A 26,438-nucleotide genomic window follows, 5' to 3' on the forward strand; every position below is an offset into this window, starting at 1 on the left:
TCAAAACCCTCAATCTACAAGTACCATGAGTACCGTAATCTTAGGCATAGAATCATCTTGTGACGAGACCGCTGCTGCAGTCTGCAAAGATGGTCAAATAATCAATAACATTATTGCAACGCAGAGCATCCACGAAAGTTATGGAGGCGTCGTGCCGGAGTTAGCTTCTCGGGCACATCAAAAAAACATTGTGCCAGTAATCAGTGAAGCACTCAATGCTGCCGCCATAACATTACAAGATGTGGATGCCATCGCCTATACTCAGGGGCCTGGCCTACTCGGAGCTCTTCTCGTTGGCAGTTCTTTTGCCAAGTCAGCAGCACTGGCATTGGACATCCCGCTCATTCCTATTAACCATATGCAGGCGCATGTGTTGGCTCATTTTATAGAAGATCCAAAGCCGACTTTCCCGTTTTTATGCCTCACCGTAAGTGGAGGACACACTCAAATCGTGCGAGTGGATGACTACCTTACCATGACCGTAATCGGGCAGAGCAAGGATGATGCTGTAGGTGAAGCATTTGATAAATGTGCCAAGCTATTGGGCGTAGGATATCCTGGTGGCCCCAGGGTTGACAAATTAGCTCAAACAGGTGACCCTCATCGGTTTACCTTCCCGCAGAGTGACATACCAGATTTAGACTATTCTTTCTCAGGTATAAAAACCGCTTTTATGTATTTCCTCAGGGATGAAAAACGTAAAAACGAACAATTCATAGAAGACAATCTTCATGACCTGGCTGCAAGCTTACAGTTTACACTGATAGATATGCTGTTTAAAAAATTAAAAAAGGCTGCCAAACAAGAAAAAATCAAAAACATTGCCATTGCTGGAGGTGTTTCAGCTAACAGCGGATTGAGAAAACATCTACAAGAAGAAGCAAAAAAACATGGATGGCAGGTGTTCATACCAAAATTCGAGTTTTGTACGGACAATGCAGCCATGATAGCTACGGCCGGTTACTATCAGCTACAAGCTGGCAAAACAGGTTCACTGAGAGACAGTCCAATGCCTCGTATGTCATTTTCTACCTGATTTTTCATTTCACATGCTTCTTAACTATTTTTAAATCAGACCATCACACACTTATGGCTAAAAATCAACCACGGTTTTCCAATAACATCCATATCAAAAATAGAAAAGCGAGCTATGAATACGAATTTCTGGATAAATATGAAGCGGGAATCGTACTGAAAGGCACAGAAATTAAAGCTATCCGAGAAGGAAAAGCAAGTGTACAGGAAGCCTATTGTTACCTCAAAAAAGGAGAGCTATTCATCAAAGGCATGAATATCTCCCCATATAGCAATAGCTCTTTCCAAAGCCACGACATGACACGAGAGCGTAAGCTCCTACTGAAACGCAAGGAGTTGGAAAAAATCCAGTCAAAAACCGAAGAAAAAGGCCTGACCATTGTCCCCACCAGGCTCTACATCAACAAAAGAGGATATGCAAAGCTGGAAATAGCCGTTTCCAGAGGTAAAAAACTGCACGATAAACGTGACAGTATTAAGAAAAAAGATCAGGATAGAGAATTGAAACGCATGCGCATTTGATATGAACTCCGTATTGGTACTCAACGCAGACTACAGCCCTCTCACTTTATGCACCATAGAGCGAGCATTTCTGCTGGTGTACCTTAAAAAAGCGGAACTCATCAGCGACATAAAAGAAAAATCACTTCGAACAATCGATCACCGATATCCATTTCCATCGGTGATTAAAATAAAAAATTACGTTCACGTACCTTACAAAGGGGTAGTGCTTTCCAGGCACAACATCTTTAAAAGAGATGATTTTTGTTGTCAATACTGCGGCACGGGCAAAGACCTCACCCTGGACCACCTCATCCCAAAGTCTAAGGGAGGAAAATCCAGCTGGACCAACCTGGTAACTGCCTGCAAGCGATGCAATACTCGAAAAGGGGACTTCAAACCGGAGGATGTAGGCTTGCAGCTGAGCAAAAAACCAATTCGGCCATCCTATGTTATGTTTCTAAAATCATCTGCTAAGTCGATAAGAAAAGACTGGATGCCATTTTTGGAACATAAAGTAAGCGCATAATATGACCTTTCAAACGATAAACCCTGCTACCGAGGATGTAGTGTCTAATTATAGCTATTTCAGCGATCAAACCATTGATGAAAAAATTGAACGGGCGTATTCGGCATTCAATGATTGGAAAACCACGTCATTTGATAAAAAAAAGCATCTTCTACACACTTTGGCCAGGCTTCTTGAAGACCAAAAGGAGCAACTAGGTCATCTCATCACTATTGAGATGGGCAAGCCTCTAAAACAAAGTGTAGCCGAAATAGAGAAATGTGCATGGGTCTGCGACTATTATGCCGAAAATGGACTAAACTTTCTTCAAAATGAACAAATAAAAACAGAAGCCAGACTGAGCTACATCCACTATGCACCACTTGGTCCTGTTTTGGCTATTATGCCCTGGAATTTTCCTTTTTGGCAGGTGTTTCGCTTTGCCGCCCCTAGCCTTATGGCTGGAAATGTAGCACTCCTGAAACATTCACCTAACACCACTGGCTGTGCATTAGCCATAGAAAAACTCTTTAAAGAGGCTGGATTTCCTGAAGGAGCATTTACCACCCTACTAGCCGATATACCACAGATTGAGCCAATACTAGCAAATCCCAAGGTTAAAGCCCTTACGCTGACTGGCTCTACCAAAGCTGGCCAATCTGCCAGCCAACTCGCCGCGAAGTACCTTAAAAAATGTGTACTTGAACTCGGCGGGAGTGATCCCTATCTCATACTGGATGATGCTGACCTGGAAAAGGCGGCTGAAATATGCCTTTCTGGTCGCATGCTCAATACGGGGCAAAGTTGTATAGCTGCCAAGCGCTTTATCGTCACAAAAAAACGAGCGGTTCAGTTTACAGAACTAGTGGCCGAAAAGGTAAAATCATACACATATGGCGATCCGGAAGAAAATCATCCGCTAGGTACCATGGCGAGAAAAGATCTTCGTGAATCCCTGCATCGGCAAGTCTCCGAATCTATAGCCAAAGGAGCAAAATGCCTGACTGGTGGTCAAATACCTTCGGGAAAAGGATATTTCTATCCAGCTACGCTACTCACAGAGGTAAGCAAAGGCATGCCCGCCTATGATCAAGAGCTTTTTGGGCCTGTAGGAGCAATCATCACCGCCACAGATGAATCTGATGCTGTACGTATTGCCAATGACACGTCCTTTGGCCTGGGTGCCGCTATCATTACCAATGATACTGATAAAGCAGCACACCTTGCCGAGCAACATCTGGAATTTGGTGCCGTATTTATCAATGATTTTGTGAAATCAGACCCTCGGCTTCCTTTTGGAGGTGTAAAATCCAGCGGATATGGTCGAGAGCTCAGCCTATTAGGCATTCATGAATTTGTCAATGCCAAAACCATCTATATTAAATAATTCCAAACATACGGCTGTAGCTCCCTGTTCATTTAAGTAGAATCAAAAACGAGTACAATGATGCTAAGTGAAGGAGAATTTCTATTTATATACAACAGTAATCAATTAGAAGATAAGCGTGCCAGAGGATATGCAATCACTATTGATAAGTTAAAAATCAATGAAATAGACATACATAAGGATCACCTTACGCCAAAGCAAATCGCCGAAATCGCAGATATATTGGACGTGAGTATAGGTGACCTTTATCGCGAAGGAAGCCGCAGTGCTTACGAGCAATTTACGGATGAAGAACTCATAAAAGTATTGGCTCAAGACGCTTCTAAAATGAGAACTCCAATTGTCTTGTCAAAAGAAGCTTCATTTTTTGTAGGTTCGTCCTTTGAACTAATCAAAGAAAAACTTGAGACCTATGAAATCCAAGAAGAACACGCCAACAAGAGCGAAAGGTAGTTTAGCAGTTCTTGTATTAGCTCTACTGCTTGTGAGCTGTAATGGTGAAGCTGAGAGCAAAGAAGAAAAGAAAGAACAACTCTTAGAGCAGTTACAGCAGCAGCAAGAACAGTTAGATGAGCGAATCGCATCACTGAAAAATTCTAGCAAACAACTAAAGGAAGACGCCAGTGATCAAATAGAAGAGGCGATAGATGAGCTAGAAGCTAAAAAGCGCAAACTCAAACGACAATCCAAGCGAGTGGCCAAAGCCACTGAAAAAGAACTTGAAAAGTTCCAGGAAGAGTTTGATAATTTGTTAAATCAGTCCAACGAAGCAATAGAAAAACTGGAACGTTGGTTAGATAAAGAGCAATAAAAAAAGGCCTGAAATTCAGGCCTTTTTTTATTGCTGTATGTTTTTAGACTTTATTCTTCGCTTCTTTTGATAGAGCTATAAAGGACTTTTCGTGCATTTGCTTCTCTCAGCTCCTGCTGTACGTCCGATACGATACCCATTTTCACTTCTACATCTACTTTCATAGACATAGTGATTTGGTCACGCTCTACTTCAGATAGCTTGTCTTTTTCCTGGTTTACAAACTGAACCACATCATCCGTATCCACAAACACATCGTTGGTCTGAATCTTAGGTTCATTACCATAAAGCGAAGTGTTTTTAGGCTCACCAATGTATATATAACTAACCAAAGACTTTCTTTCAATTTTTGTCAATTGGCTTGCCCGCGGAAGCTGCTGTTTTACCATGATATCGGTCTCTCTCATTACTGTAGTCACCATAAAGAAGAACAACAGCATGAAAATAATATCAGGAAGTGCAGCCGTAGGGATATCCTGTTCTGTATTCGAACTCTTTTTAAATTTTGACATAGTCGAATAAATTAATCTGGTTCAGCAATTGAAATAGCTCTAGGAATATTACTCCTTGCTCTGTTGTACATATCCTTTTGGATATCATCATCTTTATCCAGAGCGAGCCATTCTTCTACAGTAATACCTACACGCTCAGCGTAGATTTCATTATAAGCCGCGTTGATTGCATCCAGCACATCGATGTACAGCTCGTAGCTCGTACCTCTTGCAGCTTTAAACGAAACCACACATTCTGTGGGATCATCAGACGAGTCCGGGCGTTTACCGAATCGGTTTACAGATGCCTTCATAGATGAAGGCAAGCTGTTGTACACCTGGATTCCCTCTTCTGTAGGATCCCCAAAGTTCAGAACAAATTCCTTCACTTCTTTCTTGAGCTCATCCATTGACTTTTTGTATGGCTCATCCTCTACCAATAACTGGTCGCTAGAGTTAGCAAGAATTTTGAAGATGTTCTTGTCGTTCTTATTTACTTCTGGTGGTGGCTCATTAGGGTCAGGCTTTGGAGGCAGAAGCATCGCGATACCCTTGTCATTTGCTATGGTAGTTGTTACCAGGAAGAAAATGAGCAAGAGAAAAGCAATGTCGGCCATTGAGCCTGAGCTCACCTCCGGTAATGGTCTTTTCTTACCTCTTGGCATTACTTAATGATTTTAGAAATTTCCGTGTAAACGATTCCTACAATAGCTACACCAAACATGATGTACATTGTGATGATACCAGCACCTACAACCTTAGAGGTTGCTTCCGTAGTACCTGGAGCCTCCCCACTTGCCAGTCCATATCCGATTCCGAATACTACCAACAAGCCGATCACCCCTATTCCAGATTTCAATAGTGATTGAGGATCTGCAAATGATTGTATCAATGGAATCACAACTGCACTCAAAGCACAAAGGGCAATGAGAATATAACTTGCGTATAATCCAACGTCTATAATATCCATGCGACAGTCAGTTTTGGGTGATTACTTAGAAAGATTGTGCTTCACTAGCATATCTACCAAAGAGATAGAAGCATCTTCCATGCTGTTTACCAGTGAATCGATCTTAGAAACGAGGTAGTTGTAGAACAACTGCAGGATAACTGCAACGATCAGACCACCTACAGTAGTCAAAAGTGCTACTTTGATACCACCTGCCACAAGTGAAGGAGAAACGTCTCCAGCCTCTGCAATAGCGTCGAATGCACCAATCATACCGATTACCGTACCCATGAAACCAAGCATTGGAGCCAAAGAGATGAATAGGGAAATCCATACCATACCTTTTTCCAGTTTACCCATTTCCACAGAACCGTATGCGATGATTGATTTTTCTACCATCTCGATACCTTCTGACATTCTCATCATACCTTGAACAAAGATAGATGCTACAGGGCCTCTTGTATTTCTACAAACTTCTTTAGCAGCTTCTACACCACCAGAAGCAAGTGCGCTCTCTACATTGGCAAGAAGTTTCTTTACGTTAGTAGTAGCAAGGTTGAGGTGAATGATACGCTCAATAGCCACTGCCAAACCAAGGATCAAACAAAGCAATACGATCCCCATGAAAGTTGGACCACCATCGATGAATTGCTCTTTTACAATTTGGTGGAATGTCGCCTCTGTTTCTTCCTGAGGTTCTTCGGTGATTTCTTCAGCAATTGCTACTGCGGGCTCTTCTTCCAGTGCTGCAGAGTCTGCTTCTACGACAGTGCTATCTGATGCTACATCAGTACTATCTTGCGCGAATGCATTCACAGAAGAAAAGGTGAAAACACCTGCCAACATCATTAGAGTAAATAACTGTTTCATAATCTGTTTGGAAGTCTTCGGTTAATTTTATTTGTTTTTTAAGATTCGTAAATATATCAATTTATTCAAGAAATGGCTGATTTCGAACATTTTCATCTATCACATCATTCCTTGAGAAAATTCGTTTTTTGAAACAGAATTAGTGATGCTTTCGTAAACTCTTATGGAAGCTTACTCAGCAACTTCATAAAATCCTCAGCTCTGCAGGTTACGTAACTGATTCATATTCTGCACATTGTGGAGAGAGATTTGCTTTGTCAGAACCAATTTTCTTCTATGGTATCTAAACCAACTACCGATTGGCTGACATTTTGCTCCACATAAACTAAGATCCAGGGTCGTCTACCCTTGGTGTATCGCACTTTACCCGAATTGTGATACTTCAGACGTGATTCCACATCCTGAGTACTACCATAATAATGAGTGCCGTGCGCCTCACTACGCAATATGTATGCGTAAAACATCATTTCAAAATTCTGGCGGAGAGAGAGGGATTCGAACCCTCGATACCCCGTGAAGGGTATACACACTTTCCAGGCGTGCGCCTTCGACCACTCGGCCACCTCTCCTAAATCTATACAAGCCTGATTTTACAGGGCAACAAAGAAATTAAGAAAAATAAGCTTATGCAAATTTAAAATCCAAATCGCCTGTAATCAGTTATCCATTTCGCCATTCAGCGGAATAACCAATTTTCTTCTGACATCTGCCTGTTTTTCTTCATTTCCCAGAAGAAACATAAGCTTAGTGACCGCAGCCTCAGTGGTAATATCGCCTCCACTGAGTACCCCAATATTATTGAGTCGCTTGCTTGTCTCGTATCTTCCCTGTATTACCTCCCCTCCACTACACTGACTCACATTGTAAACGATTATTCCTTTTTTTATTGCTTTTTCCAGCACTTTCAAAAACCACGGGAAGTTCATTGTATTGCCAGACCCGTAAGTTTCCAGCACAACTCCCTTGAGACCTTTAATTTTAAAAAAGCTCTCTACAGCAGCCTGACTCATGCTCGGAAAGATCTTAAGTATCACCACATTTTCATCAAAGTTGCGCTTCAGGGACAATTGTGCTGTCGGGTTATGAGGCATCATATAGGTTTGCCTATACTCTATTTCTATACCTGACTCAGCCAAATAGGGGTAGTTTTGAGACTGGAATGCGGCAAACGTACTACTTCTAATTTTTTGTGATCGGTTGCCTCGAAGTAGGTAGTAGTTAAAGTATATGCATACTTCGTTCACCATAGGCACACCACCGTTTTTAGCCGAAGCTATTTCCAAGGCAGTTATGAGGTTTTCACGAGCATCCGATCGAATAGAGCCTATCGGAATCTGTGCTCCTGTGAAAATCACAGGCTTATTGAGTCCTTGCAGCATATAGCTCAGCGCAGAAGCACTGTAGGCCATCGTATCTGTACCGTGAAGGATCACAAAGCCATCATACTGATCGTAATTTTCATAGATGATATAGGCCATATCCTGCCAGTCCGTATAGTTGATATTGGAGCTGTCTCTGGGCTCAGGAAAGGAGATCACGGTAATCTTGAGTTCCAGCTTACGAAGCTCTGGCACCCGGTCGATCACGCGCCCGAAGTTAAATGGTGCCAATGAGCCGGCTTCATCAAAGGCCATACCAAAGGTACCTCCAGTATATATAATGAGTACCGAATCAACTGGATCCACTGAAGCAGTGGTCCGTATGTTGACTATTTTATAATTCATTTTTGTGTAAAAAGGGTTATGCTGTTATTCGATGTAATTTCTCCAATTTCAGCGACATCTCTTCCGAGTTCGTTCGCAATTTTTTCCGCCACAAGGCTTACATATGCCGGCTCATTTCTTTTTCCACGATTTGGGGTGGGCGCCAGGTATGGACTGTCAGTCTCCAGGAGGACATGCTCCAAATCAATAGCCTGGATGACTGGTTCCATGCCTCCTTTTTTGAAAGTAGAAACACCTCCATATCCCAGTTTAAAACCCATGGCAACGATCTCCTCGGCCTGCTTCACATCTCCTGTGAAACAGTGAAAAACTCCCGTAAGCCCTTTTTCTGCAAAAGGCTTCACCAGCTCAATGGTCTCATCGATGGATTCTCTGCAATGTATAACGATGGGCAGTTGGTGCTTTAGCGCCAGATCACTCTGTATTTTAAAGGCTTCTTTTTGCTGCTCAAAAAAGGTTTTATCCCAATAAAGATCTGTACCCATCTCTCCTACAGCACAAAATCCTCCTTTGTTGAGATAGTCTTCTACCTCATAGAGTTGCTTCTCGAAGTGTTTGTCAACCGAACAAGGGTGTAAGCCCATCATGGGAATGCAATAGCCTGGGTACTTCTCAGCGAGCTCCAGCATCGCATCTATCGACTCGTGATCAATATTGGGCATGTATATTTTTTCTACACCCGCAGATTGAGCACGCGCTATCACTTCGGCTATATCTTCATCAAACTGCTCTAAATATATATGTGCGTGGGAGTCTACTAGTCGCATATAAAATCTAAGGATTTGAAATGGTACCCCAAAGTTGAAAAATGCAGGAGGACCTCAGGCAATAATTTATGTAAATTTTCTCTGGCCTGGAAGCTGTCGTGAAAAACAATAATTGAGCCAGAAGTAGCCTGAAGCAAAACTTTTAATGCCTTTCCTGCATCTAATGTCTGATCAAAGTCACCTGAAAGATGGGTCCACATCACAGGCGAATATCCTAAAGCTTTAATGCCAGATAGTTGTGAAGGTTTCATTCGACCATATGGAGGCCTAAACAAGCGAGAAGTAGCGATATTTTCAAGAGCTCGTTGCCCTTTCTTTAGGTTTTCCAAATAGTCGGCGGTATTCGTACTCCAACCCGACAGGTGTAAGTAGCCGTGGTTTCCAATGGCATGCCCTTCAGAAAGCAATTGCTGTAGCAGGTCTGGATATCTTTCTGCCCGCTGACCATTCACAAAAAACGTTCCTTTGGCATTAAAGGCTCGCAGCTGTTCCACCACCCAGGGTGTGGCGTCAGGGGCTGGGCCATCGTCAAATGTAAGGTAGATGCTTTTTACTCCATGATCAGGTGCGCTCCACAAAGCCCCTTTATAAAGGCTTTGTAGCCAGCGAGGGTTTTTGTAAAAATACAGACGCATCAGTTTTTGACCAGGCAGGAAAGCATAGTAATATCATCCCGATAAGGTGTCTCGGCACGAAATCCATCCAACTGCTCAAATATCTGCCGATGCAACTTATCAATATCTTTTGGCATGCCTCCTTTAAAAAACTCTAGCAAACGCTCTTCTCCAAACTGCTCTTCCCGTGCATTAAAGGTTTCTGTCAGCCCATCGGTGTACCCAAAAAAGAAAAATTCATCCAGGTTTTCTACTTTCTTAGTCGTGAGAAAAGGAAGTGGATCAAACATCCCCAAAATAGTCGTACCGTCATTGAGTTCTTCTATGCCATCCTTAGTTACAAGGTAAAGAGGGTTATGCCCACAGTTTACATATTCGAAGCTCTTATGCCTAAAGTCATAAATCCCCAGAAAAAAAGTGATAAAGTTTTCGCCGTTTCCACTAGAAGTAATGGTATGATTCAGCTCTTCCACGATCTCCCTGGGATCGTTGGTTTTGCGTACCAGCGTACGGAGCGATGCCTGGAAATTAGACATTAGCAATGCCGCCGGCACCCCTTTACCACTTACATCAGCTACGCACACTAAAAAACTATCATTGTCTATAGTGAGGTAATCATAATAATCTCCACCTACATCTTGATGAGGCAGGTATACCGCCTCCACTTTCAAGCGATGCGTTTTAGGCAGCTCTTTAGGAAACAAAAAGTTCTGCACCTTTTTGGCGATTTCCAGCTCTTTGCGATAAGCTTCCTGCTCTAGTTGTTTTCGGGCCAACTTTTTATTTTCGATGGCCACTATAATGATATTGGTAAGTGCCCTCAGAAAAGTAGAATCACTGATCACTTCTTCATCAACACCTCCTACAAACACCACTGCGAGCAGCCTGTCTTTGTGTGTAACCGGTATCGCTTGTTCAAACACATCAAATGGTTTGCTTGACTCTTGTAGAAGTGTTATTTCATTGAGCTGTGTATACGGGGCGGGAAGTGCTTGCTGTGACCAGTCAGTAGAAGTCCCAAAATGCACCTTGCAGACCCAATCGGCATCTTTTACAAATAGCGCAAGCTGTCGCACTTTTAGATCTGCGAGCAATGTAAACCTGTAGATGCGAAACAGATCTTCCTCCGACAGATTATTGTTTATAGCCTGCGTGATTTCCAGAAGCGCGTTGAGCTCCAGATCTTTTATATCCAGACTTTGGGACATAGGTTTAGCTTAAGAGTTGTGAGCCAGCAGACCTTTTTTACTGGCCAGGTAGTAATAAGTGGCGGCATTGGTTTTCAGATCTACTTGATCTGGTGCGAGTTCCTCATCTACGGTATGCATGATTTTGATCCAGCCTGCCTCGTAAAGTTCAGCGAGTACAGCTATTAGTTTTTCATCATTCAAACCTGTAGCTTCCCGCAACTCGTCATGAGACATGACGAAATACAGTTCATCCAATACATCAAATTGCTCGTCTGTCATGAGTAATTTCGACCTTTCCACGAATACTTACCAAAAATAGAAGCTATCCCCAAGAATAGCACAAGGAATGGGTAAATTATCTCCAATAGCACAGCCACTCTATTAACGCGAGGCACACCCAAAAATTGAGCTACAGGATATAAAAACCTCCTCAACGCCAGGGTACGCAACCCCATCACACTTATAATGAGCACGGTAAATTGTATATCCCACAAGCCAACTGTCAGCATCCATGCCACACCAAAAAAATCCATAAAAACCAATATAGCCAGCAAGCGTACATACCAACTTTTATGGAATCGCCACTTGCTGCTCCATCGAATACGCTGATTGATAAAGCTTAGAAATGTTGGTTTAGCTGCTGTACTAACTACTGCCCGTCGGTCTTTGAGAAAACTCACTTTCCCCTGAGCATGACGATAGACCTTTTGTAGCAAAAACTCATCGTCACCTGAGGGTATGTTTTCATTACCCTGATAACCATCTACCGCGAGGAAAATTTCTTTTCTGTAGGACAAGTTGGCTCCATTGCACATGCCCGGGTTTTTGGAAGCCAGCGAAGCTGCTCCTATTCCTATTAACCCTGCAAACTCTACAGCCTGCACGCGCTCAAACCAGCTATCACCGGTCATTTTAACTGGACCGGCCAGCATAGCCCAGTCACCCTGATCATACGCATCAGCATAGGCTTGCAGCCAAGACTTTGGCAGGCTACAATCTCCGTCTGTGGTAATAATATGTTCGAACCTGGCTTTGGAAATACCCAGAGTAAGGGCCCGTTTTTTCCCGGTTTCACCCAGTACTCCAAGATCTATTACCTGATAGTTTAGGCTAGTCTTTTTTAGTGAATTTTCTGCTACCAGCTGCGTATCATCATCAGAACTATCATTGATTACTATCACTTCAAAAAATGCGTGAGGATATTGCAGGTGCTGAAGGTCGTCTATAAGCTGAGGTAGATTCTTAGATTCGTTGCGGACAGGCACCAACACAGAGAATTGGTAATTCTGAGCACTATGAGGCTCTGTGACTGAGACCCGCCTCCAATGATACGCGGCCCACAACAAAAAACCCACATGCGCAATGGACAATGCCAAAATCCCAATCATCGGGCAATTTTAATGTTTAATTTGTGAAAGACGAAGTGCTCCCACAATAGAAGGCAAAACCGTATTGATCAACCAAACCAGTACGCAGGGTGCAATGATAGCAGCAGGATTAACCTCAAAGCTTTCGAAAAAAACCAGTGCGCTCGCCTCACGCACTCCAAAGTTGCCAAACAAAGATGGAATCACTGACCGAAATAAAAATATCCACCCGATACCCATGACCAAACCTGCAGGTGGTATCTCAGGAAGAAAAACGTATAGCAGTAGAAATAACTGGGAAGTGAACACCACATATCTAATCACAGAAAAGTGCAGAAGTAATCGCAGGTTGATTTTAGAAATATAAAAAGGAGCTATAAATAACAACGCAACCAACGCACAGAGTGCTGGAACTAAGTACTGCTGAGCAAATTGGAAGTAATACAGTACAGACATTCCTCCAAACCCTACTGTGAGCAGTAAGGAGATAAGTCTCACCTGCACGAGTCCGGAAACAGCTTTTTTGATATTTTCAACACCGGCCAGCCTCCCACCTGCATCACCCAATGTAAAGGGCACCCACCAATTAAGCGCCAGCCCAATCAGCACACGGTTGACAGACTGCCGAACTGAAAGTCTTTCTTCCGGAACGGCCAACCTCCAACGCAGAGCCTCAAGCCACCAGTTTAAAGGCATCAGCAACAGCACCAAACCAACCCCCAACAGCTGACCTTCTCTCGGAATCAAGAGCCCCCAGTCCACTTTTTGAGTACTAACTACATAGGCAATGAAACTTAGGCTAATCAAAGTAGCTGCAATTTTGAGCGCCCTGAGTATTGGATTTTTGTATCTGGATACGTATCGGTTACTTTGCATCAATGTCCAAGGCACTTTCATCAGAAAAAATCATCTTAGGGATAGATCCGGGAACTACAGTAATGGGTTACGGCATCATCAAAACGCGCAAACAACAGGTGACTTTGCTCCAGTTTGGCGTGATTCACCTCAGCAAGTATAGTGGACATGAGCTGAAGCTCAAGAAAATTTTCGAGCGGGTAATCAGCCTTATCGATGACTACCACCCAGATGAGGTGGCTTTGGAGGCTCCTTTCTTTGGCAAAAACGTACAATCTATGCTCAAGCTGGGACGTGCTCAAGGAGTAGCTATGGCTGCAGCACTTTCCAGGGAAATCGCAATTACCGAGTATGCTCCCAAAAAAGTAAAACAGTCTGTTACTGGAAATGGAAATGCCTCTAAAGAGCAAGTAGCAGCCATGCTTAAGACCCTCCTCAAATTCGACGATGCCCCAAAACTGCTGGATGCCACGGATGCATTGGCTGTAGCACTGTGCCATCACTATCAGGGAGGTGGCACTACCAAAGCCAGCTACAAAAGCTGGAAGGCATTTCTCTCCGAAAACCCCAATAGGGCTAAATAGTCGTATAAGTAAAAAGCCACCCTGCATGCAGAGTGGCTTTAAGGAGTATTATCGGATTATCTGATCCTAATTCAAATAACTTAGTGTGATGACAGGTAAGAAGACACACCGTCTCTTGTAGCCTGCATCGCGTCTTTACCTTCTTCCCAGTTTGCAGGGCATACTTCACCGTGCTTTTCTACGTGGTGCCATGCATCAACGATACGTAGCATCTCATCGATGTTTCTTCCTAAAGGAAGGTCGTTGATGGTTTCGTGACGTACTACACCTTCTTTGTCGATGAAGAAAGTACCTCTGTAAGAAACTGGAGCTCCTTCGAATTCCAATTCACCTTCCTCGTTGTAGTTCCAGTCTCCGGCTAGTGTACCGTAGTTAGTAGCAATAGTCTTAGAGCTGTCCGCTACCAATGGGTAAGTTACACCTGAGATTCCACCTTTATCTTTGTCTGTCATCAACCAAGCAAGGTGAGTTTCTTCTGTATCGCAAGATACTCCTACTACTTGTACGCCTCTCTTTTCAAACTCCTCAAGCTTTTCCTGGAAAGCGTGGATTTCGGTAGGGCATACAAATGTGAAGTCTTTAGGGTAGAAGAAGAAAATAACCTCTTTTTTACCAATGTAATCTGCAAGTGAGAAGCTTTCTACGATCTCTTCACCGTTGATTACTGCTGGTGCATTAAATACTGGTGCTTTTTTTCCTACTAATGACATAGTCTTAATTCGCGTTTATAATTGATTATACAATAGTTACTTTACTCTTAGGGTCCCGCTTTTCACCGTTTATCTGAAGTTTGATGTCGGTGATTTTAAAATTGGAAACCTGCTTTTCATGGAAATAATTCTTGATCAATTCGTTGAGCTCAGGGTCATAATAATCCTGAATCTCCTCGGTATTGATGCTGTAGATATGACAGTGCTGTTCCAGATTGGCGTCATAGCGCTTAGATCCACCCCGTGTAGCCACCTGGTAAACCAGATCAGCCTCCACGAGCTTTTCCAAAACGCGATAGACACTTCCGAGCGAGACACTTGGATACTGACGACTCACACGATCGTGGAGCTGTTCAGCACTTGGGTGCTCATCACTCAGCATCAACTCATGCAAAACTGCTATCCTCGGATGAGTAGCTTTTAAACCAGCCTCCGAGAGCAATTCTTTGATATGTTGATACGTCTTTTCTGTCACTCCTAAATGAGAATTATTCCTATTTGGCTGCAAATGTAGAGTTCATTCCAAGCCTTACCAAACATATTGACCAAGGAAAAGATTATATAGGTATTGATAAAAGTTATACAACCAATAGACTATGCAAGTGAACAGAATTTTACTCTCGATAGCGTTAGCTGCATTAACCCTAACCTCTTACGCCCAAAACTTTGGAGACATCCTCGCTGTAGGTGCTGAAAATGCCGAAACCTACCTGACACATTATGCAGGACCAGCCATCAACTCGTTTGGTAATGGCATGTCGGAAGGCTGGTACAACACCGCAAAGCCTCATAAAAGCCTGGGCTTCAATCTCACGGTATCTCCCAGTTTTGCATTTATCCCACAGGATGACCGTACGTTTCTTTTTGACCCTGCTGAGTATCAGGATCTGCGTCTGGAAGGAGATGCAGACGGTATCATACCCACACTGGTAGGCGGAGATGCCGAAGCAGGCTCTGAGCTGGTCTTTTCTGGAGAAGCCACCTACCCAGGAGGGCTCACATTTGATGCTGAGCAGCGCTTTGATGTGCCCGACGGAGTGATAGACCTCAATAATGTCCCTTTTGGCGGAAGCCCAGCTCCAACATATAATATAGGTGTAGGTCTCGTGAAAGGAACGGAAGTAAAGGTGCGTGTACTGCCAGAAGTATCTGCCGGAGATTTTGGAGCATCCATGTTCGGACTGGGAGTGCAGCACGACATCAAGCAGTGGATTCCGGGCATCAGCAAGCTGCCTTTTGATCTGTCTGCTCTTGTTGCATTTTCCAAACTCAATCTCACCTATGATATCAATGTAAACACCGGAGATTTTGAAGGTCAGGGTGAAGCAGTTTTCGCCACATCATCTACGACCGTTCAAGGGATCATCTCTAAAAAGCTCCTGTTTTTCACACCCTACTTTGCCGTAGGTTTCAATGCAGTATCGAGCACTCTGGATGTAAACGGTACCTATCGATACAACACAGCCACTTCTTCTTCAGAAATAGAAGACCCTGTTTCACTGGAGTTTTCAGGAGCCGGCGGCATGCGCTCCACTATAGGCGGACGGGTGAAACTCGCGTTTTTCACCCTACATGCTGCGTATACGCTCCAGCGCTACAACACTTTCAATACTGGTATAGGTATCAGCATCCGATAAAGACCTTTTATAGATGAATCAGTAGCCAGATTCAGATAGACACCCCCAAAAATGAAAGACTTCATAAGCGATTATGGAGTCTTTTTTCGTTTGAGGCATACCACCAATGTGGTATTTTCGACGAGCAGGTCGCCAAATCGGACCGAATTGCATGGTCAATAAAGTGGAATCACTATTTTTGTTTCCACTCAACTAAACGAACTTTTATAATGAGAAACCTAATTGCTATCACCGTCTTAGCATTTTTTGCTTTTTCCTGTGGAGAAGAAGGCATTGGATTTAATGTCGGGAAGGAATTTCCAGTTACTATCCCAATTGATGCCGGAGACTTTCCTTCTACACCTTTTGGAGGAAACCCACCGGCATTCACACAGTCTGAAACTTACGACCTCAATGATGTAAATGAATTTTCCGATGACCTGGAAAATTTAGAAGAAGTACTGGTCAATAAGGTTTCTTACAGTATTTCAGGAGTAGACAGTAACGAAGAAATCGAGGTAGAAGAATTGAGCATCGAGTTATCAGCTAATGGAACTGATATTGGCACTTTGCAAATCACAAACCGACTACCAAACAATGTACTTACCGATCTTCCTAAAGGTGAGATTTCAAGCCTTAATAAATCTGAACTCGCTCGTGTTCTGAAAGATGGCGGCACCGTAAACGCAGAGGTAACTTTTGATTTTGCTGAGCTTCCTGAGGGTAACTTCGAGTTTGACTTTGAATTCTATTTTGATGTGGTAGTAAAAATCCGCGACCTCTAAAACCTGACCTAAATCACTGAAAAAATGAAAAAATTAGCATTATACATTACTGTAGGTTTTCTCAGCTTTGCTGCAAGCGCTCAAGATATAGGCAAGTTCCTCGAAGGGGGCGTAGAAGACGGCAACAAACTTATGGAAGGCTACCTACAGCCTGCATTTGAAGGTTTTGGCTACGCACTAAACAGTGGCTGGTACAATACTGGAAAGCCACACAAGCTTCTTGGCTTTGACATCACCGTAACGGGCAACCTGGCCTATATTCCTGAAGAGTCAAAGTTCTTCACGGTAAATCCGGCCGATTATAAGAACTTGTCTACAGCTCCCTCAGAGACAGGAGAAACAGACTTCCCAACACTCATGGGACCCAACCTGGATGCAGATGACATCCCCTATCTGGTTTTTAATGAAGACACGGAGGATGAAGTACGTGTATCTGGCCCTTCAGGACTTGGACTCGAGGCAGAATACGGCACCAACTTTGTACCTGCTCCGGCTGTGCAGCTGGGAATAGGTCTTCCGAAAAACACTGAGCTCAAGTTGCGACTCGTTCCTGAGCAAACATTTGGCGATCCGGGAGAGCAGTTCACTACCTCTACGTTTGGTATAGGTATCATGCATGATGTTAAGCAGTGGATTCCCGGCATCAAAAATCTGCCATTTGACCTGTCTGGATTTTTTGCTTTTAGCAAAATGAAAAACAGCATGGAACTCGACGTGGACAATCCGGAAAATATTGGTGCCTTTGACGTATCTGGAACGACAATCCAGGGTATCATATCTAAAAAGCTATCAGTACTGACAGTGTATGCCGGTCTTGGTATGACCTCAAGTAAGGTGACTTTTAATGTTACGGGAGATTACGAAGTGGGAGACGAGACTTTTACCGACCCTATCAACCTGGAATACAGCAGTGCGAGCCCCAGAGCAAATATCGGAGCACGTCTGAAGCTATTGATCTTTACCTTCCATGCGGAGTATGCATTACAAAAGTACAACACCTTCACCGGTGGCATAGGGATCAGCATCAGGTAACAACTTATCAACTTGTATGTTTAAAAGCGGGCGATGCCCGCTTTTTTTGTATCTATGAAAATACTTTTGACCTGTGCGCTGACTTGCTATTGCATACTGGTTGCTGCCCAACCCGCAGACACCGTGCACGTAAAAGCAACAGAAATATTAATACTCGGCGACAGTGTGTTTGCTCCAGATAGAGACACCACCTTTTACATACGACCTGGTAAATACAAAGTAAAAAATAACCCCTACAAATCTTCACGTAAGTTTTATGAAAAATTAAAAACCAAAAGCCACCAAAATAAAGTAACAGGAAGCCTTTTTGACCTCCTGTATGTGAACCCTCAGTCCACATCACCTGGGACTCCCGAAAAAAACAGCCGATCATCTCATGAGGCCTTTGAAGCCTACGAGGGAATGGTCATCTCCCACATACGTATCCTTCCCGTAGATGTACTGGAAGGCTCTGTCAGTGACACCACCAAGGCGGCCAGCTCCGGCTTGGCAAGAATCGCCAACACACTACACATGCAAACCTGGAAGCGTGTAATACGAAGCGCTCTGCTGCTTGAGGAAGGCGAACCCATAGACCCGTACCTTTTGGCAGATACTGAGCGGATACTTCGAAGGCTGCCGTACATTCAGGATGCTAAAGTCTATGTGAAAAATACCACTCGCGGCACAGAAATAGTGATCGCAGTGCAAGACAGAATTGCGTGGGGAAGCCGGGCAGACATTGATGGCCTTAGCGATTTCAAACTCACTCTTACGAATAGAAATATCGGCGGTTCAGGAAAGTTTGCTTCTGCAGCGTGGGTCTACAATACCGATTACCAGCCCAATCATGGGTATGACTTTCGGGTTGGGGCACAAAACATCCAAAACACCATTACCAGTTGGTCGATCAATCATACAAAAATCGGCAACCATTTGGAGTGGGGCGGTACGGTACAAAAAGAATTTGTAGCTCCTGAGATCAAATTTGGCGGAGGACTGGACATCCGTCAAATAAGTGACTCCACAGTACAGCTGGACGGAGAAGCCGTCCACAATGGCAATTTCACCTTAAACTATCAGGACCTATGGCTGGGCAGGTCTTTTCAGCTTCCTTCTAAATATGAAAGAAAAAATCTGGTGATTGCTGGTCGTCTGCTACATCGGCAGTTTGCCAAACAACCATTCGTAAGTCAGGACAGCAACTCATTGTATTACAATCGGGTCCTGGCACTGGGTGAGGTGAGCATCTCCAATCAGCAATATCTAAAAACGAATTACATCAATGCTATTGGCATCTCTGAGGATATACCTTTAGGATATCGGTTTTCCTTTATTACCGGCAGAGATTTCAATGAATTCTTTCAGCAGAACTACTACGGACTACACCTATTCTGGGCGTTTTACATCAAAAACTTTGGATACCTGCTGGCTAGTCAGGAAGTAGGTGCCTTTGATAGAGACAGCTTATCCAATGGTGCCTATGCCACCCGAATCAATTATTTCAGTCCATTATTCGATTTAGGTCGGTTTCATCTACGAAATTTCGCACGACTAACCTATCACCAGGGAATTGGGCAAAAAAACCATCGTCACATTACACTACGAGACAAAATCAGAGACGTCCAGTCAGCGGAAACTACCGGCAATAATACGTTTGCCTTTTCTTTCGAATCGGTGCTATTTACTCCCTGGTATTTTTATGGTTTTAGGTTTGCTCCCTTTGCATACTATACACTTGGTGAGATTTGGGACTCACGCTTACATGATAAATCCAGCACACCGTTTAGAGGAGTGGGTGGGGGCATACGCATTCGCAATGAAGCACTGGCATTTAGCACTATCGAACTACGGCTTACACACTACCACAGGGGAAACCTCGAGCACCCAACAGTATTTTCTGTAAATGCCACGGTACCGGTAGTTTTTAGCGAAATATTCAAATACAAACCTCGAATGATTCCTTATAATTGAAGTAGCAAAAAGAGACAGCTTTTAAAAAGAAAAGTCTCGGCAAAGCCGAGACTCTTCAAAGATGTCAAACAGGTGTATGAATATAAATTTGTGTTATGCATAGGTTAATACGGCTGTTAATAAAAAGGTAACCTACTAATTGAAAAAAAATGATAAAAGTTTTATTTGTGTGTTTGGGCAACATCTGCAGATCTCCTTTGGCTGAAGCTATTTGTAAACACAAAGTCTCTGAGCGTGGCTTATCAGCACATATAGAAGTAGACTCTGCTGGCACGGCCAATTACCACATTGGGGCAGACCCAGACGAGCGCAGCATTGAAGTAGCGGTGAAGCATGGCATCCCCATTGCACATAAAGGACGACAATTTCACTTCTCAGACGGTGAGCACTTCCAATATATTCTGGCCATGGACGCATCAAACCACCGAAACATTATCCACGAGCTGGCCGACAAACACGAAGGCTTATACCTGATGCGGGACTTTGACCCGAAAGGCAAAGGAATGGACGTACCTGACCCATACTATGGCGGCAAAGATGGCTTTGAGGAGGTGTACCAAATGCTGGATCGCTCCATCGATGCATTTCTGAATTATGTAGTAAAAGAACACAAACTGGATGGCTAGCAATGTAGACATACAGCTCCTGGAGTCCGCACTGTTTCAGTCTACAGGAATCCCTCAGGCAGTAAAAAGTGCGCAACACCTTTCTGGCGGTTGTATCAACAATGCCGTAAAAACAGTCACCAACGAGGGCACATACTTCATCAAATTCAACGACAATATCGATGAAGACATGTTTGAAAAAGAAGCCCTGGGACTCAGCCTCTTAAAAGCAGCAAATCACCTGCAAATACCTGATGTAATCGGTATAGGTCAGGTGGGTCCGAACCATTACATTATCCTAGAACACATCAACAAAGCAGCACCTTCCGCTGATTTTTGGGAGGATTTTGGCCAAAACCTGGCGAAGCTTCACCGACAAACAGCACCTACTTTTGGGTTAGATCATAACAACTATATCGGTAAGCTCCCGCAGCGCAATGACCAGGAACCAGGCTGGTTGGATTTTTTTATCCAGCACAGGCTAGAGGTACAGCTCGGACTGGCTTTGTATAACGACCACATCGACGAAGCATTTGCCAATCGCTTTCGCCAGATCTACCCAATCCTTCCTGGCATTATACCAGAAGAACCGCCCGCAATGCTGCATGGAGACCTCTGGAGTGGTAATTTTATGGTTGGCCCTGGAGGCAAAGCTTGTCTTTTCGACCCTGCGGTATATTATGGCCATCGCGAAATCGAACTGGCTTTTACTAAACTTTTTGGTGGTTTTGACCCGGCGTTTTACCACGGCTATCATGAGCAGTATCCGGTAGAACCTGGCTTTGATCAGCGAATGGATATTTACAACCTCTACCCACTACTGGTACATGTAAACCTGTTTGGTACTTCTTACCTCACAGGGGTGGAAGCTACTCTTCGTCGCTTTCTGTAGGACGATAAAGCACCTGAAAATTGTTTCGTGTTTTTTGTTCTAATATCACCTCTCCCAGGGGTGGAAGCAACTCGAATGATTCTGGCGTATAGTTTTTGATCGTAGCCAGATGTAGCCCTTCGTTGTACAGAACATGAAACTCCTCCGTCAGACTCGACTGTAGTTTTTCCAGTTTCACAGCACTGTAATCCATGCAAAAAGTAAACGTAAGTGCTGAGCTATGCATGAGGTTAATTTTGACATTGGCCTGATCCAACGCCTGGAACACCCGCACTAGTTTGCTTTCATCTACAAAGCTATTGTCGCGCACTCGTAGCGTAAACAACAGCTGCTTGTCTTTAAATACAAAGCACGGTTTCACCCCAACCTTTTCACTTTCAGAAATCTTAGTACCTGTGCCAGTTGGATCCACAAAGGAGCGCACATACAGTGGAATGTTACGCTGAGCCAGTGGACGGATGGTCTTTGGGTGAATCACCTTGGCGCCATAGTAAGTGAGCTCGGTCACTTCCTGGAAAGACAGCTCATGAAACAACTCAGCCTGCGGAAAGCGCTTTGGGTCGGCATTTAGCAACCCAGGCACATCCTTCCAAACTGTGAGGCTCTCTGCCTGCAAACAATACGCAAAGATGGCCCCTGAAAAATCGGAACCTTCCCTCCCCAGGGTGGTAGACTTGCCAGAAGCATCTGATCCAATAAACCCCTGAGTGATCACAGGGCCCTGAGCCAGTAAAGCGGGCAGTGCCCGAGCTATATAATGCTCGGTGAGCTCCCACTCCACATTGGCCTCTGTATAAAGGCTGTTGGTTTTCACACATTTTCGGGCGTCTAGCCAAACGCAAGACTGCTGGGTGCTCAGCTGATGATAGACGATACTAGTAGAAAGCAGCTCACCATAAGGAACGATCTGGTCGTAAAACTGCTCATAGGAGCCTTCTGCTGTCTGCAAGGCAGCTTTTAGCTGCAACAGCCAGTTGGTAACATCCTCAGGAACTTGCGCAAACAGCTCGTTACAGATGTCTGAGTGATAAGTAGCCAATGCTTCGTAGCGTTCCTTCCATTCACCTCCTTCATATGCACGTCTGACCAGCGCCTCTAGAGCATTGGTGGTCTTACCCATAGCTGATATGACAATCACCAGCGAATCACCACCAAATTGTGTGATGATCTCACACAAATTCCTTACACCATCGGCATCTTTTACAGAGGCACCGCCAAATTTAAAAATTCGCATCTTGCAAACGTTTGAATACAACAAAAAGGGCTATTTTCGCATTGTGGAGCACCCCAATAACTTTCTTATCTTATGAACAAAAATAGTCTAGGCCTACCGATCGGGACGACCCTTGATCGCTTTATCAAGAAAAAACAGGATGAGTTTGAATATGCTACCGGAGAGCTGTCTCAGCTCCTACGGGATATCGCTCTGGCTGGCAAGATCATCAATAGAGAAGTAAACAAATCTGGACTACTGGATATTGCTGGTGCGTACGGTGCAAAAAATGTGCAGGGCGAAGACCAGCAAAAGCTGGATGTCATCGCTAATATTCGCTTTACCCGGGCACTGAGAAATGGCGGACAGGTATGTGCTGTAATCAGTGAAGAAGACGAAGAGATCATCCATTTGGATCAGAACTGCCGCTACATCGTAGCTATTGACCCCTTAGATGGCTCATCAAACATCGACGTGAATGTGTCCATCGGTACTATTTTCTCGATCTACCGACGAGTAACACCTACAGGTGGCCCTGTGAAAAAAGAAGACGTATTACAGCCTGGCACCAAGCAGGTAGCTGCCGGCTACATTTTATACGGATCCTCTACAATGCTAGTCTACACCACAGGCCACGGTGTGCATGGCTTTACCCTGGAGCCATCGTTGGGTGAGTTTGTACTGTCGCACACTAATATGGTTTGCCCTGAAGATGGAAACATCTACTCCATCAATGAGGGAAGCTGGTGTCAGTTTGATCAGGGTGTGCGTGACTACATCACCTGGTGCAAGGAAGAAGGCCTTACTGCACGGTACATAGGCTCCCTGGTGGCGGACTATCACCGCAACATGCTCAAAGGGGGAATCTACCTGTACCCGAGCACTGAGAAAGTACCTGAAGGTAAACTAAGGCTGCTCTACGAATGCAATGCGCTCGCGTTTATTGCCGAACAGGCCGGAGGTATAGCTACCGATGGCAAGCAGCGAATTTTGGAAATTCAGCCAGAAACCTTTCATCAGCGTGCCCCGCTTTATATTGGCTCCAAGAAAATGGTGGAAAAAGCACTTGAATTTTGCGGACAAGCAGAAGAAGCTTCATAGGCCCATTAATAAAAGGAAATGCGAACCTCATGCTGAGCCATCAGTATGAGGTTTTTTTTGCAATCTACTTACAAAGACCACTTCAATCATTGCAAGACCTACCTGAGGACCTGCAAAGACTACTCAGAAGCCTGCAAGAACCGATCAAATGGCTGCAATGAATGCTATTATGACTGCAATTACAGCTTTGGTGTATGCAAAGACCTATCTGACGGTTGCAATAACCGCCATAAAGTCTGCAAAGACCAGTAAGATGCCTGCAAAGCCAATTTGAATCACTGCTAAAGGACCCGTCCTAAAATTACTTGACAGGTTTTTACTTAATTCTAATAATGGTTTACAATGATAAATGATAATCCTAATTGCACTTTACCTGAATGACTGTAATCCCAGGTGAAGTAAACAGACCAGGGTTTAGTCCTGCTTTGGTTTTACTGTTGATTGATTCATCCTCCATTGGCTTTACGGATCAAATGGCCTATCACTTGTATCTGCTCATCCTGGGAAGGACAAAATGAAATTTAATTTGGGGGAGAATGAGGCAGCTATAAAAAGTCAATGCTTATAAAAAAAGAAGCCCCGCAACCCAAAGAGCTACGGGGCATTCACCGCCATAATGATTAACTAATACTCAAATGTAAGAACCGTTTCTGAAAATACCCAATTTTGGGTATAAGATTTTTTCATTTTTTTTATGTATGGGAAATCTTCCCTCATTTCAGCGTGACGAATAACGCAAACGAGTAACCATTTTGGCCCGTTCGCGCTCTATGATCGCCTCGGAGATTTCATCGGCCAGGCATTCAGGATCTGCCTGATCCAGAATTCTTCTCAGCTTGGGTTCTGGAATATCTATGCGGTACATGGCATTGAGCAGATGACCAAAATCATGATCTAACAGGTACTGCACACGCTTTTTGAGAAATTGTCTCAACACCTTAAACGGGTTTTCGACACCTTCCAGGTCACACGATTCATTCAGTTTTAGATCCTTTTGAATCAGGGACAGACTCCCTTTAGCCAGTTTGATTTCGTCTGGTTGAGACATACACTATCAATACATTCTATCTAAAAATACCGTTCCGATTCGAAGCTATTTTTCTAACCAGTGAAAATCCCCTGTTTTGGGTATACGCTCTAGCATATCTATGATCTGCTGAGGAGGCACCACCACTTTTCGCTCTTTTAAACTCATAAATGCTCCGGTAGCAATCACCGTGCAGGCCAGCGATTCGTCAGCTTTCCAAATTTGCTGACGAAACTTCCAAACCTTGAGATCTTTTCTAAAGCTCAGTGCCGCACAGTCTACGGTGATATGCTCGTTCATAAAAACCTCTCGCTTGAAGGTAGTGTCTTCATGAAATAGCACCGGACCATACCCAGATGCTACGAGATCTTTGAGTGGCAACCCCAGCTCATCAAACAAACCTACTCGTACCTGAGCTGCATAGTCATTATAAGCTGTATGGCGCATATGGGCATTGGGGTCCAGATCTGCCCAGATCACCTGAAAATGTTGTTTATACGGTTCCATTTGAGACTATTTATCCGAGCTCTGCTCTTCCTTACTGTCGTCTTTAGCTTCTTTCTTTTCCAAAAGTTCAGGGAGCGTAGCTGCGATGGTATTGTACCAGGTCACGAGTTTCTTGATATCCGAAACATACACGCGAGATTCGTCATACTCTGGCAGCACAAACTTCAAAAACGCCTTCAGTTCGTCTGGATCAGAAGTAGCACTCAAGCCTGTGTCTCCATTAAATTCTTGATGAATTTTTTGCATCACATCCTCCAAAGGCACAGCACCTTCTTCGTCTGTAGTGTAGATACTGATATCTGAAAGAATGGAAACTTTTGACTGCATGTTGGCAATCATTTTTTTCTTTGAGCCATCCAACGCCTCCAAAATCACTCCGGTACGTGTAGGAGATACTACTTTAAAAAGGCCTCCTTTGCCAGAAACGGCTGCTACTTCACTAAATTCCATGTTTTATTTGATTATTGTCTTGTGGTTAAGGGGGACAAAAATAGCGTTTGAGTACCAATCGCAAAACCTCTACTGCGATATCTGCTGATTTATGTCTCGTATAAATCTAACCACATCGTCTTTGCCATAGCCCGTCACTGTAGATGTCATAAAATGTGGAGGCACCTCTGCCCAGTCTTTTTTGAGTGCTCGTAAAAACATCGCCGCATTGGATTGCGATTTGGGCATACCATTTTTATCAACTTTGGTAAAAATCAGCGCAATAGGCAAGCCTGCTTTTCCCAGGGAATTGACAAAATCTAAATCATTACGCTGGGGCTCATGACGGGAATCGATAAGCACAAAGACGTTGGTTAAGTTTTCTCGTGTCTCAAAGTAGCGTGCTATCATCTTCTTCCAGGCGGCTTGCTGCGACTTACTCACTTTGGCCCAGCCGTAGCCCGGCAAGTCTACCAGGTACCATTCCTTATCGATCAAAAAATGATTGATGAGCTGTGTTTTTCCAGGCTTACTGGACACCTTGGCTAGTTTACCATGGTTTGTGAGCAAGTTGATCAGTGAAGACTTCCCCACATTGGAGCGCCCTATAAAGGCGTACTCGGGCAGGTTACCTTCAGGACATTCTTCTACTTTGGAGCTGCTTTTTACAAACTCAGCTGTTTTTATTGGCTTCATGTATTATTGCTTTCTTATGCTGATATAGGGTATTGTAACCTCTCGAGGTGTCTAGCCCTCCCCGCCTCTACCGGAAAGTGCCGCCAAAACTCACGTAAATCTGCAGTGCTGTGGCGGTCACAGAAGAGACCTTGGTCCACACGCGTAACTCGCATGTGGCCGCTATCTCTCGGACTATTCACGTAATAATTTTTAACATTCCCCTAAAACGCAGGGTTT

33 protein-coding genes and 1 tRNA gene are annotated in these 26,438 nt (G+C 43.9%); 14 read left to right on the forward strand and 20 right to left on the reverse strand.

Annotated features, from left to right (window positions below):
* Window positions 1-25: 25 nt before the first annotated feature.
* Genes tsaD through C7460_RS01180 form a run of 6 tightly spaced genes read left to right on the forward strand, consistent with a single transcriptional unit; the run spans window position 26 to window position 4,242 of the window.
* A complete protein-coding gene (gene tsaD, locus C7460_RS01155) occupies window positions 26-1,036 on the forward strand; it encodes a tRNA (adenosine(37)-N6)-threonylcarbamoyltransferase complex transferase subunit TsaD (RefSeq protein WP_115866220.1) in 1,011 nt (336 codons plus the stop codon).
* Window positions 1,037-1,089: 53 nt separating this feature from the next.
* Window positions 1,090-1,557 carry an SsrA-binding protein SmpB gene (gene smpB, locus C7460_RS01160; protein ID WP_115866221.1) on the forward strand — a complete coding sequence of 156 codons (468 nt, stop codon included), beginning with the start codon at window positions 1,090-1,092 and terminating at the stop codon, window positions 1,555-1,557.
* A gap of 1 nt (window position 1,558) precedes the next feature.
* The gene (locus tag C7460_RS01165; protein WP_115866222.1) at window positions 1,559-2,065 is read left to right on the forward strand and encodes an HNH endonuclease; all 507 of its coding nucleotides are present in this window, start codon (window positions 1,559-1,561) and stop codon (window positions 2,063-2,065) included.
* Window position 2,066: 1 nt separating this feature from the next.
* A complete protein-coding gene (locus C7460_RS01170; protein ID WP_115866223.1) occupies window positions 2,067-3,431 on the forward strand; it encodes an NAD-dependent succinate-semialdehyde dehydrogenase in 1,365 nt (454 codons plus the stop codon).
* A gap of 57 nt (window positions 3,432-3,488) precedes the next feature.
* Window positions 3,489-3,884, forward strand: a complete 396-nt coding sequence (locus C7460_RS01175; protein WP_115866224.1) for an arsenate reductase family protein — start codon at window positions 3,489-3,491, stop codon at window positions 3,882-3,884.
* On the forward strand, window positions 3,844-4,242 hold the full coding sequence (locus C7460_RS01180) for a hypothetical protein (protein ID WP_147302814.1): 399 nt from the start codon (window positions 3,844-3,846) through the stop codon (window positions 4,240-4,242). The genes C7460_RS01175 and C7460_RS01180 overlap by 41 nt, the downstream gene beginning before the upstream one ends.
* Before the next feature lie 50 nt (window positions 4,243-4,292).
* Here the strand turns inward: C7460_RS01180 and C7460_RS01185 are convergent, their stop codons facing one another.
* The 13 genes from C7460_RS01185 to C7460_RS01245 form a co-directional block, all read right to left on the reverse strand.
* Window positions 4,293-4,754: an ExbD/TolR family protein gene (locus tag C7460_RS01185; protein WP_115866226.1), complete on the reverse strand. Its 462-nt coding sequence runs from the start codon at window positions 4,752-4,754 to the stop codon at window positions 4,293-4,295.
* Window positions 4,755-4,765: 11 nt separating this feature from the next.
* Entirely contained in the window at window positions 4,766-5,398 is a 633-nt protein-coding gene (locus tag C7460_RS01190; RefSeq protein ID WP_115866227.1) for an ExbD/TolR family protein, read from the reverse strand.
* Window positions 5,398-5,703, reverse strand: a complete 306-nt coding sequence (locus tag C7460_RS01195; RefSeq protein WP_115866228.1) for a hypothetical protein — start codon at window positions 5,701-5,703, stop codon at window positions 5,398-5,400. The genes C7460_RS01190 and C7460_RS01195 overlap by 1 nt, the downstream gene beginning before the upstream one ends.
* A 21-nt stretch (window positions 5,704-5,724) precedes the next feature.
* On the reverse strand, window positions 5,725-6,552 hold the full coding sequence (locus tag C7460_RS01200) for a MotA/TolQ/ExbB proton channel family protein (RefSeq protein ID WP_115866229.1): 828 nt from the start codon (window positions 6,550-6,552) through the stop codon (window positions 5,725-5,727).
* A gap of 257 nt (window positions 6,553-6,809) precedes the next feature.
* Window positions 6,810-7,019, reverse strand: a complete 210-nt coding sequence (locus tag C7460_RS24500; protein ID WP_115866230.1) for a GIY-YIG nuclease family protein — start codon at window positions 7,017-7,019, stop codon at window positions 6,810-6,812.
* Window positions 7,020-7,029: 10 nt separating this feature from the next.
* Window positions 7,030-7,121, reverse strand: a tRNA-Ser gene (locus tag C7460_RS01210).
* 87 nt (window positions 7,122-7,208) lie between these two features.
* Window positions 7,209-8,276, reverse strand: coding sequence for an asparaginase (locus tag C7460_RS01215; protein WP_115866231.1), 1,068 nt, complete (start codon window positions 8,274-8,276; stop codon window positions 7,209-7,211).
* Window positions 8,273-9,043 carry a TatD family hydrolase gene (locus tag C7460_RS01220; RefSeq protein ID WP_115866232.1) on the reverse strand — a complete coding sequence of 257 codons (771 nt, stop codon included), beginning with the start codon at window positions 9,041-9,043 and terminating at the stop codon, window positions 8,273-8,275. Before C7460_RS01220 ends, C7460_RS01215 begins: the two co-directional genes overlap by 4 nt.
* Entirely contained in the window at window positions 9,034-9,678 is a 645-nt protein-coding gene (locus C7460_RS01225; protein ID WP_115866233.1) for a polysaccharide deacetylase family protein, read from the reverse strand. The genes C7460_RS01220 and C7460_RS01225 overlap by 10 nt, the downstream gene beginning before the upstream one ends.
* Window positions 9,678-10,865 (reverse strand): PP2C family protein-serine/threonine phosphatase, encoded by a 1,188-nt coding sequence (locus tag C7460_RS01230; RefSeq protein ID WP_115866234.1) that lies wholly within the window; start codon window positions 10,863-10,865, stop codon window positions 9,678-9,680. The genes C7460_RS01225 and C7460_RS01230 overlap by 1 nt, the downstream gene beginning before the upstream one ends.
* 9 nt (window positions 10,866-10,874) lie before the next feature.
* The gene (locus C7460_RS01235) at window positions 10,875-11,126 is read right to left on the reverse strand and encodes a hypothetical protein (RefSeq protein ID WP_115866235.1); all 252 of its coding nucleotides are present in this window, start codon (window positions 11,124-11,126) and stop codon (window positions 10,875-10,877) included.
* Window positions 11,123-12,235, reverse strand: a complete 1,113-nt coding sequence (locus C7460_RS01240) for a glycosyltransferase (RefSeq protein WP_115866236.1) — start codon at window positions 12,233-12,235, stop codon at window positions 11,123-11,125. The genes C7460_RS01235 and C7460_RS01240 overlap by 4 nt, the downstream gene beginning before the upstream one ends.
* A 9-nt stretch (window positions 12,236-12,244) precedes the next feature.
* A complete protein-coding gene (locus C7460_RS01245; RefSeq protein ID WP_170147845.1) occupies window positions 12,245-13,021 on the reverse strand; it encodes a lysylphosphatidylglycerol synthase domain-containing protein in 777 nt (258 codons plus the stop codon).
* Window positions 13,022-13,092: 71 nt separating this feature from the next.
* On the opposite strand from C7460_RS01245, the gene ruvC reads away from it, so the two are divergent.
* Complete coding sequence (gene ruvC, locus C7460_RS01250) at window positions 13,093-13,653, forward strand: crossover junction endodeoxyribonuclease RuvC (RefSeq protein WP_115866514.1); 561 nt, start codon at window positions 13,093-13,095, stop codon at window positions 13,651-13,653.
* An 80-nt stretch (window positions 13,654-13,733) separates the two neighbouring features.
* Here ruvC and C7460_RS01255 read toward each other — a convergent pair whose 3' ends face one another.
* Together C7460_RS01255 and C7460_RS01260 are read right to left on the reverse strand one after the other, a co-directional pair.
* Window positions 13,734-14,363, reverse strand: coding sequence for a peroxiredoxin (locus C7460_RS01255; RefSeq protein WP_115866238.1), 630 nt, complete (start codon window positions 14,361-14,363; stop codon window positions 13,734-13,736).
* Window positions 14,364-14,388: 25 nt separating this feature from the next.
* On the reverse strand, window positions 14,389-14,838 hold the full coding sequence (locus C7460_RS01260) for a Fur family transcriptional regulator (protein WP_115866239.1): 450 nt from the start codon (window positions 14,836-14,838) through the stop codon (window positions 14,389-14,391).
* A 127-nt stretch (window positions 14,839-14,965) separates the two neighbouring features.
* Between C7460_RS01260 and C7460_RS01265 the strand changes: the two genes are divergently transcribed.
* From C7460_RS01265 to C7460_RS01290, 6 genes are all read left to right on the forward strand, one after another.
* Window positions 14,966-16,000 (forward strand): DUF6588 family protein, encoded by a 1,035-nt coding sequence (locus tag C7460_RS01265; protein WP_221409417.1) that lies wholly within the window; start codon window positions 14,966-14,968, stop codon window positions 15,998-16,000.
* 209 nt (window positions 16,001-16,209) lie between these two features.
* Entirely contained in the window at window positions 16,210-16,764 is a 555-nt protein-coding gene (locus C7460_RS01270) for a hypothetical protein (protein WP_115866241.1), read from the forward strand.
* 24 nt (window positions 16,765-16,788) lie between these two features.
* A complete protein-coding gene (locus C7460_RS01275; protein WP_115866242.1) occupies window positions 16,789-17,796 on the forward strand; it encodes a DUF6588 family protein in 1,008 nt (335 codons plus the stop codon).
* Between the two features lie 54 nt (window positions 17,797-17,850).
* Window positions 17,851-19,749, forward strand: coding sequence for a hypothetical protein (locus C7460_RS01280; RefSeq protein WP_115866243.1), 1,899 nt, complete (start codon window positions 17,851-17,853; stop codon window positions 19,747-19,749).
* A gap of 149 nt (window positions 19,750-19,898) precedes the next feature.
* A complete protein-coding gene (locus C7460_RS01285; protein WP_115866244.1) occupies window positions 19,899-20,375 on the forward strand; it encodes a low molecular weight protein-tyrosine-phosphatase in 477 nt (158 codons plus the stop codon).
* Window positions 20,368-21,246 (forward strand): fructosamine kinase family protein, encoded by an 879-nt coding sequence (locus tag C7460_RS01290; RefSeq protein WP_115866245.1) that lies wholly within the window; start codon window positions 20,368-20,370, stop codon window positions 21,244-21,246. The genes C7460_RS01285 and C7460_RS01290 overlap by 8 nt, the downstream gene beginning before the upstream one ends.
* Here C7460_RS01290 and C7460_RS01295 read toward each other — a convergent pair.
* A complete protein-coding gene (locus C7460_RS01295; RefSeq protein ID WP_115866246.1) occupies window positions 21,224-22,480 on the reverse strand; it encodes an aspartate kinase in 1,257 nt (418 codons plus the stop codon). The two genes, C7460_RS01290 and C7460_RS01295, sit on opposite strands and share 23 nt — an antisense overlap.
* A 72-nt stretch (window positions 22,481-22,552) precedes the next feature.
* On the opposite strand from C7460_RS01295, the gene fbp reads away from it, so the two are divergent.
* Window positions 22,553-23,560 (forward strand): class 1 fructose-bisphosphatase, encoded by a 1,008-nt coding sequence (gene fbp / locus C7460_RS01300; protein ID WP_115866247.1) that lies wholly within the window; start codon window positions 22,553-22,555, stop codon window positions 23,558-23,560.
* Between the two features lie 718 nt (window positions 23,561-24,278).
* Here fbp and C7460_RS01305 read toward each other — a convergent pair.
* The 4 genes from C7460_RS01305 to yihA all read right to left on the reverse strand — a co-directional run bounded on the left by C7460_RS01305 (window position 24,279) and on the right by yihA (window position 26,219).
* Complete coding sequence (locus C7460_RS01305; RefSeq protein WP_115866248.1) at window positions 24,279-24,608, reverse strand: hypothetical protein; 330 nt, start codon at window positions 24,606-24,608, stop codon at window positions 24,279-24,281.
* Between the two features lie 45 nt (window positions 24,609-24,653).
* A complete protein-coding gene (locus C7460_RS01310; RefSeq protein ID WP_115866249.1) occupies window positions 24,654-25,094 on the reverse strand; it encodes an acyl-CoA thioesterase in 441 nt (146 codons plus the stop codon).
* Between the two features lie 6 nt (window positions 25,095-25,100).
* Complete coding sequence (locus C7460_RS01315) at window positions 25,101-25,544, reverse strand: DUF5606 family protein (RefSeq protein WP_115866250.1); 444 nt, start codon at window positions 25,542-25,544, stop codon at window positions 25,101-25,103.
* A 69-nt stretch (window positions 25,545-25,613) separates the two neighbouring features.
* Entirely contained in the window at window positions 25,614-26,219 is a 606-nt protein-coding gene (gene yihA, locus C7460_RS01320) for a ribosome biogenesis GTP-binding protein YihA/YsxC (protein ID WP_115866251.1), read from the reverse strand.
* Window positions 26,220-26,438 lie beyond the last annotated feature (219 nt).

It is taken from the genome of Marinoscillum furvescens DSM 4134 (assembly GCF_003386095.1).
Taxonomy (GTDB): Bacteria; Bacteroidota; Bacteroidia; order Cytophagales; family Cyclobacteriaceae; genus Marinoscillum; species Marinoscillum furvescens.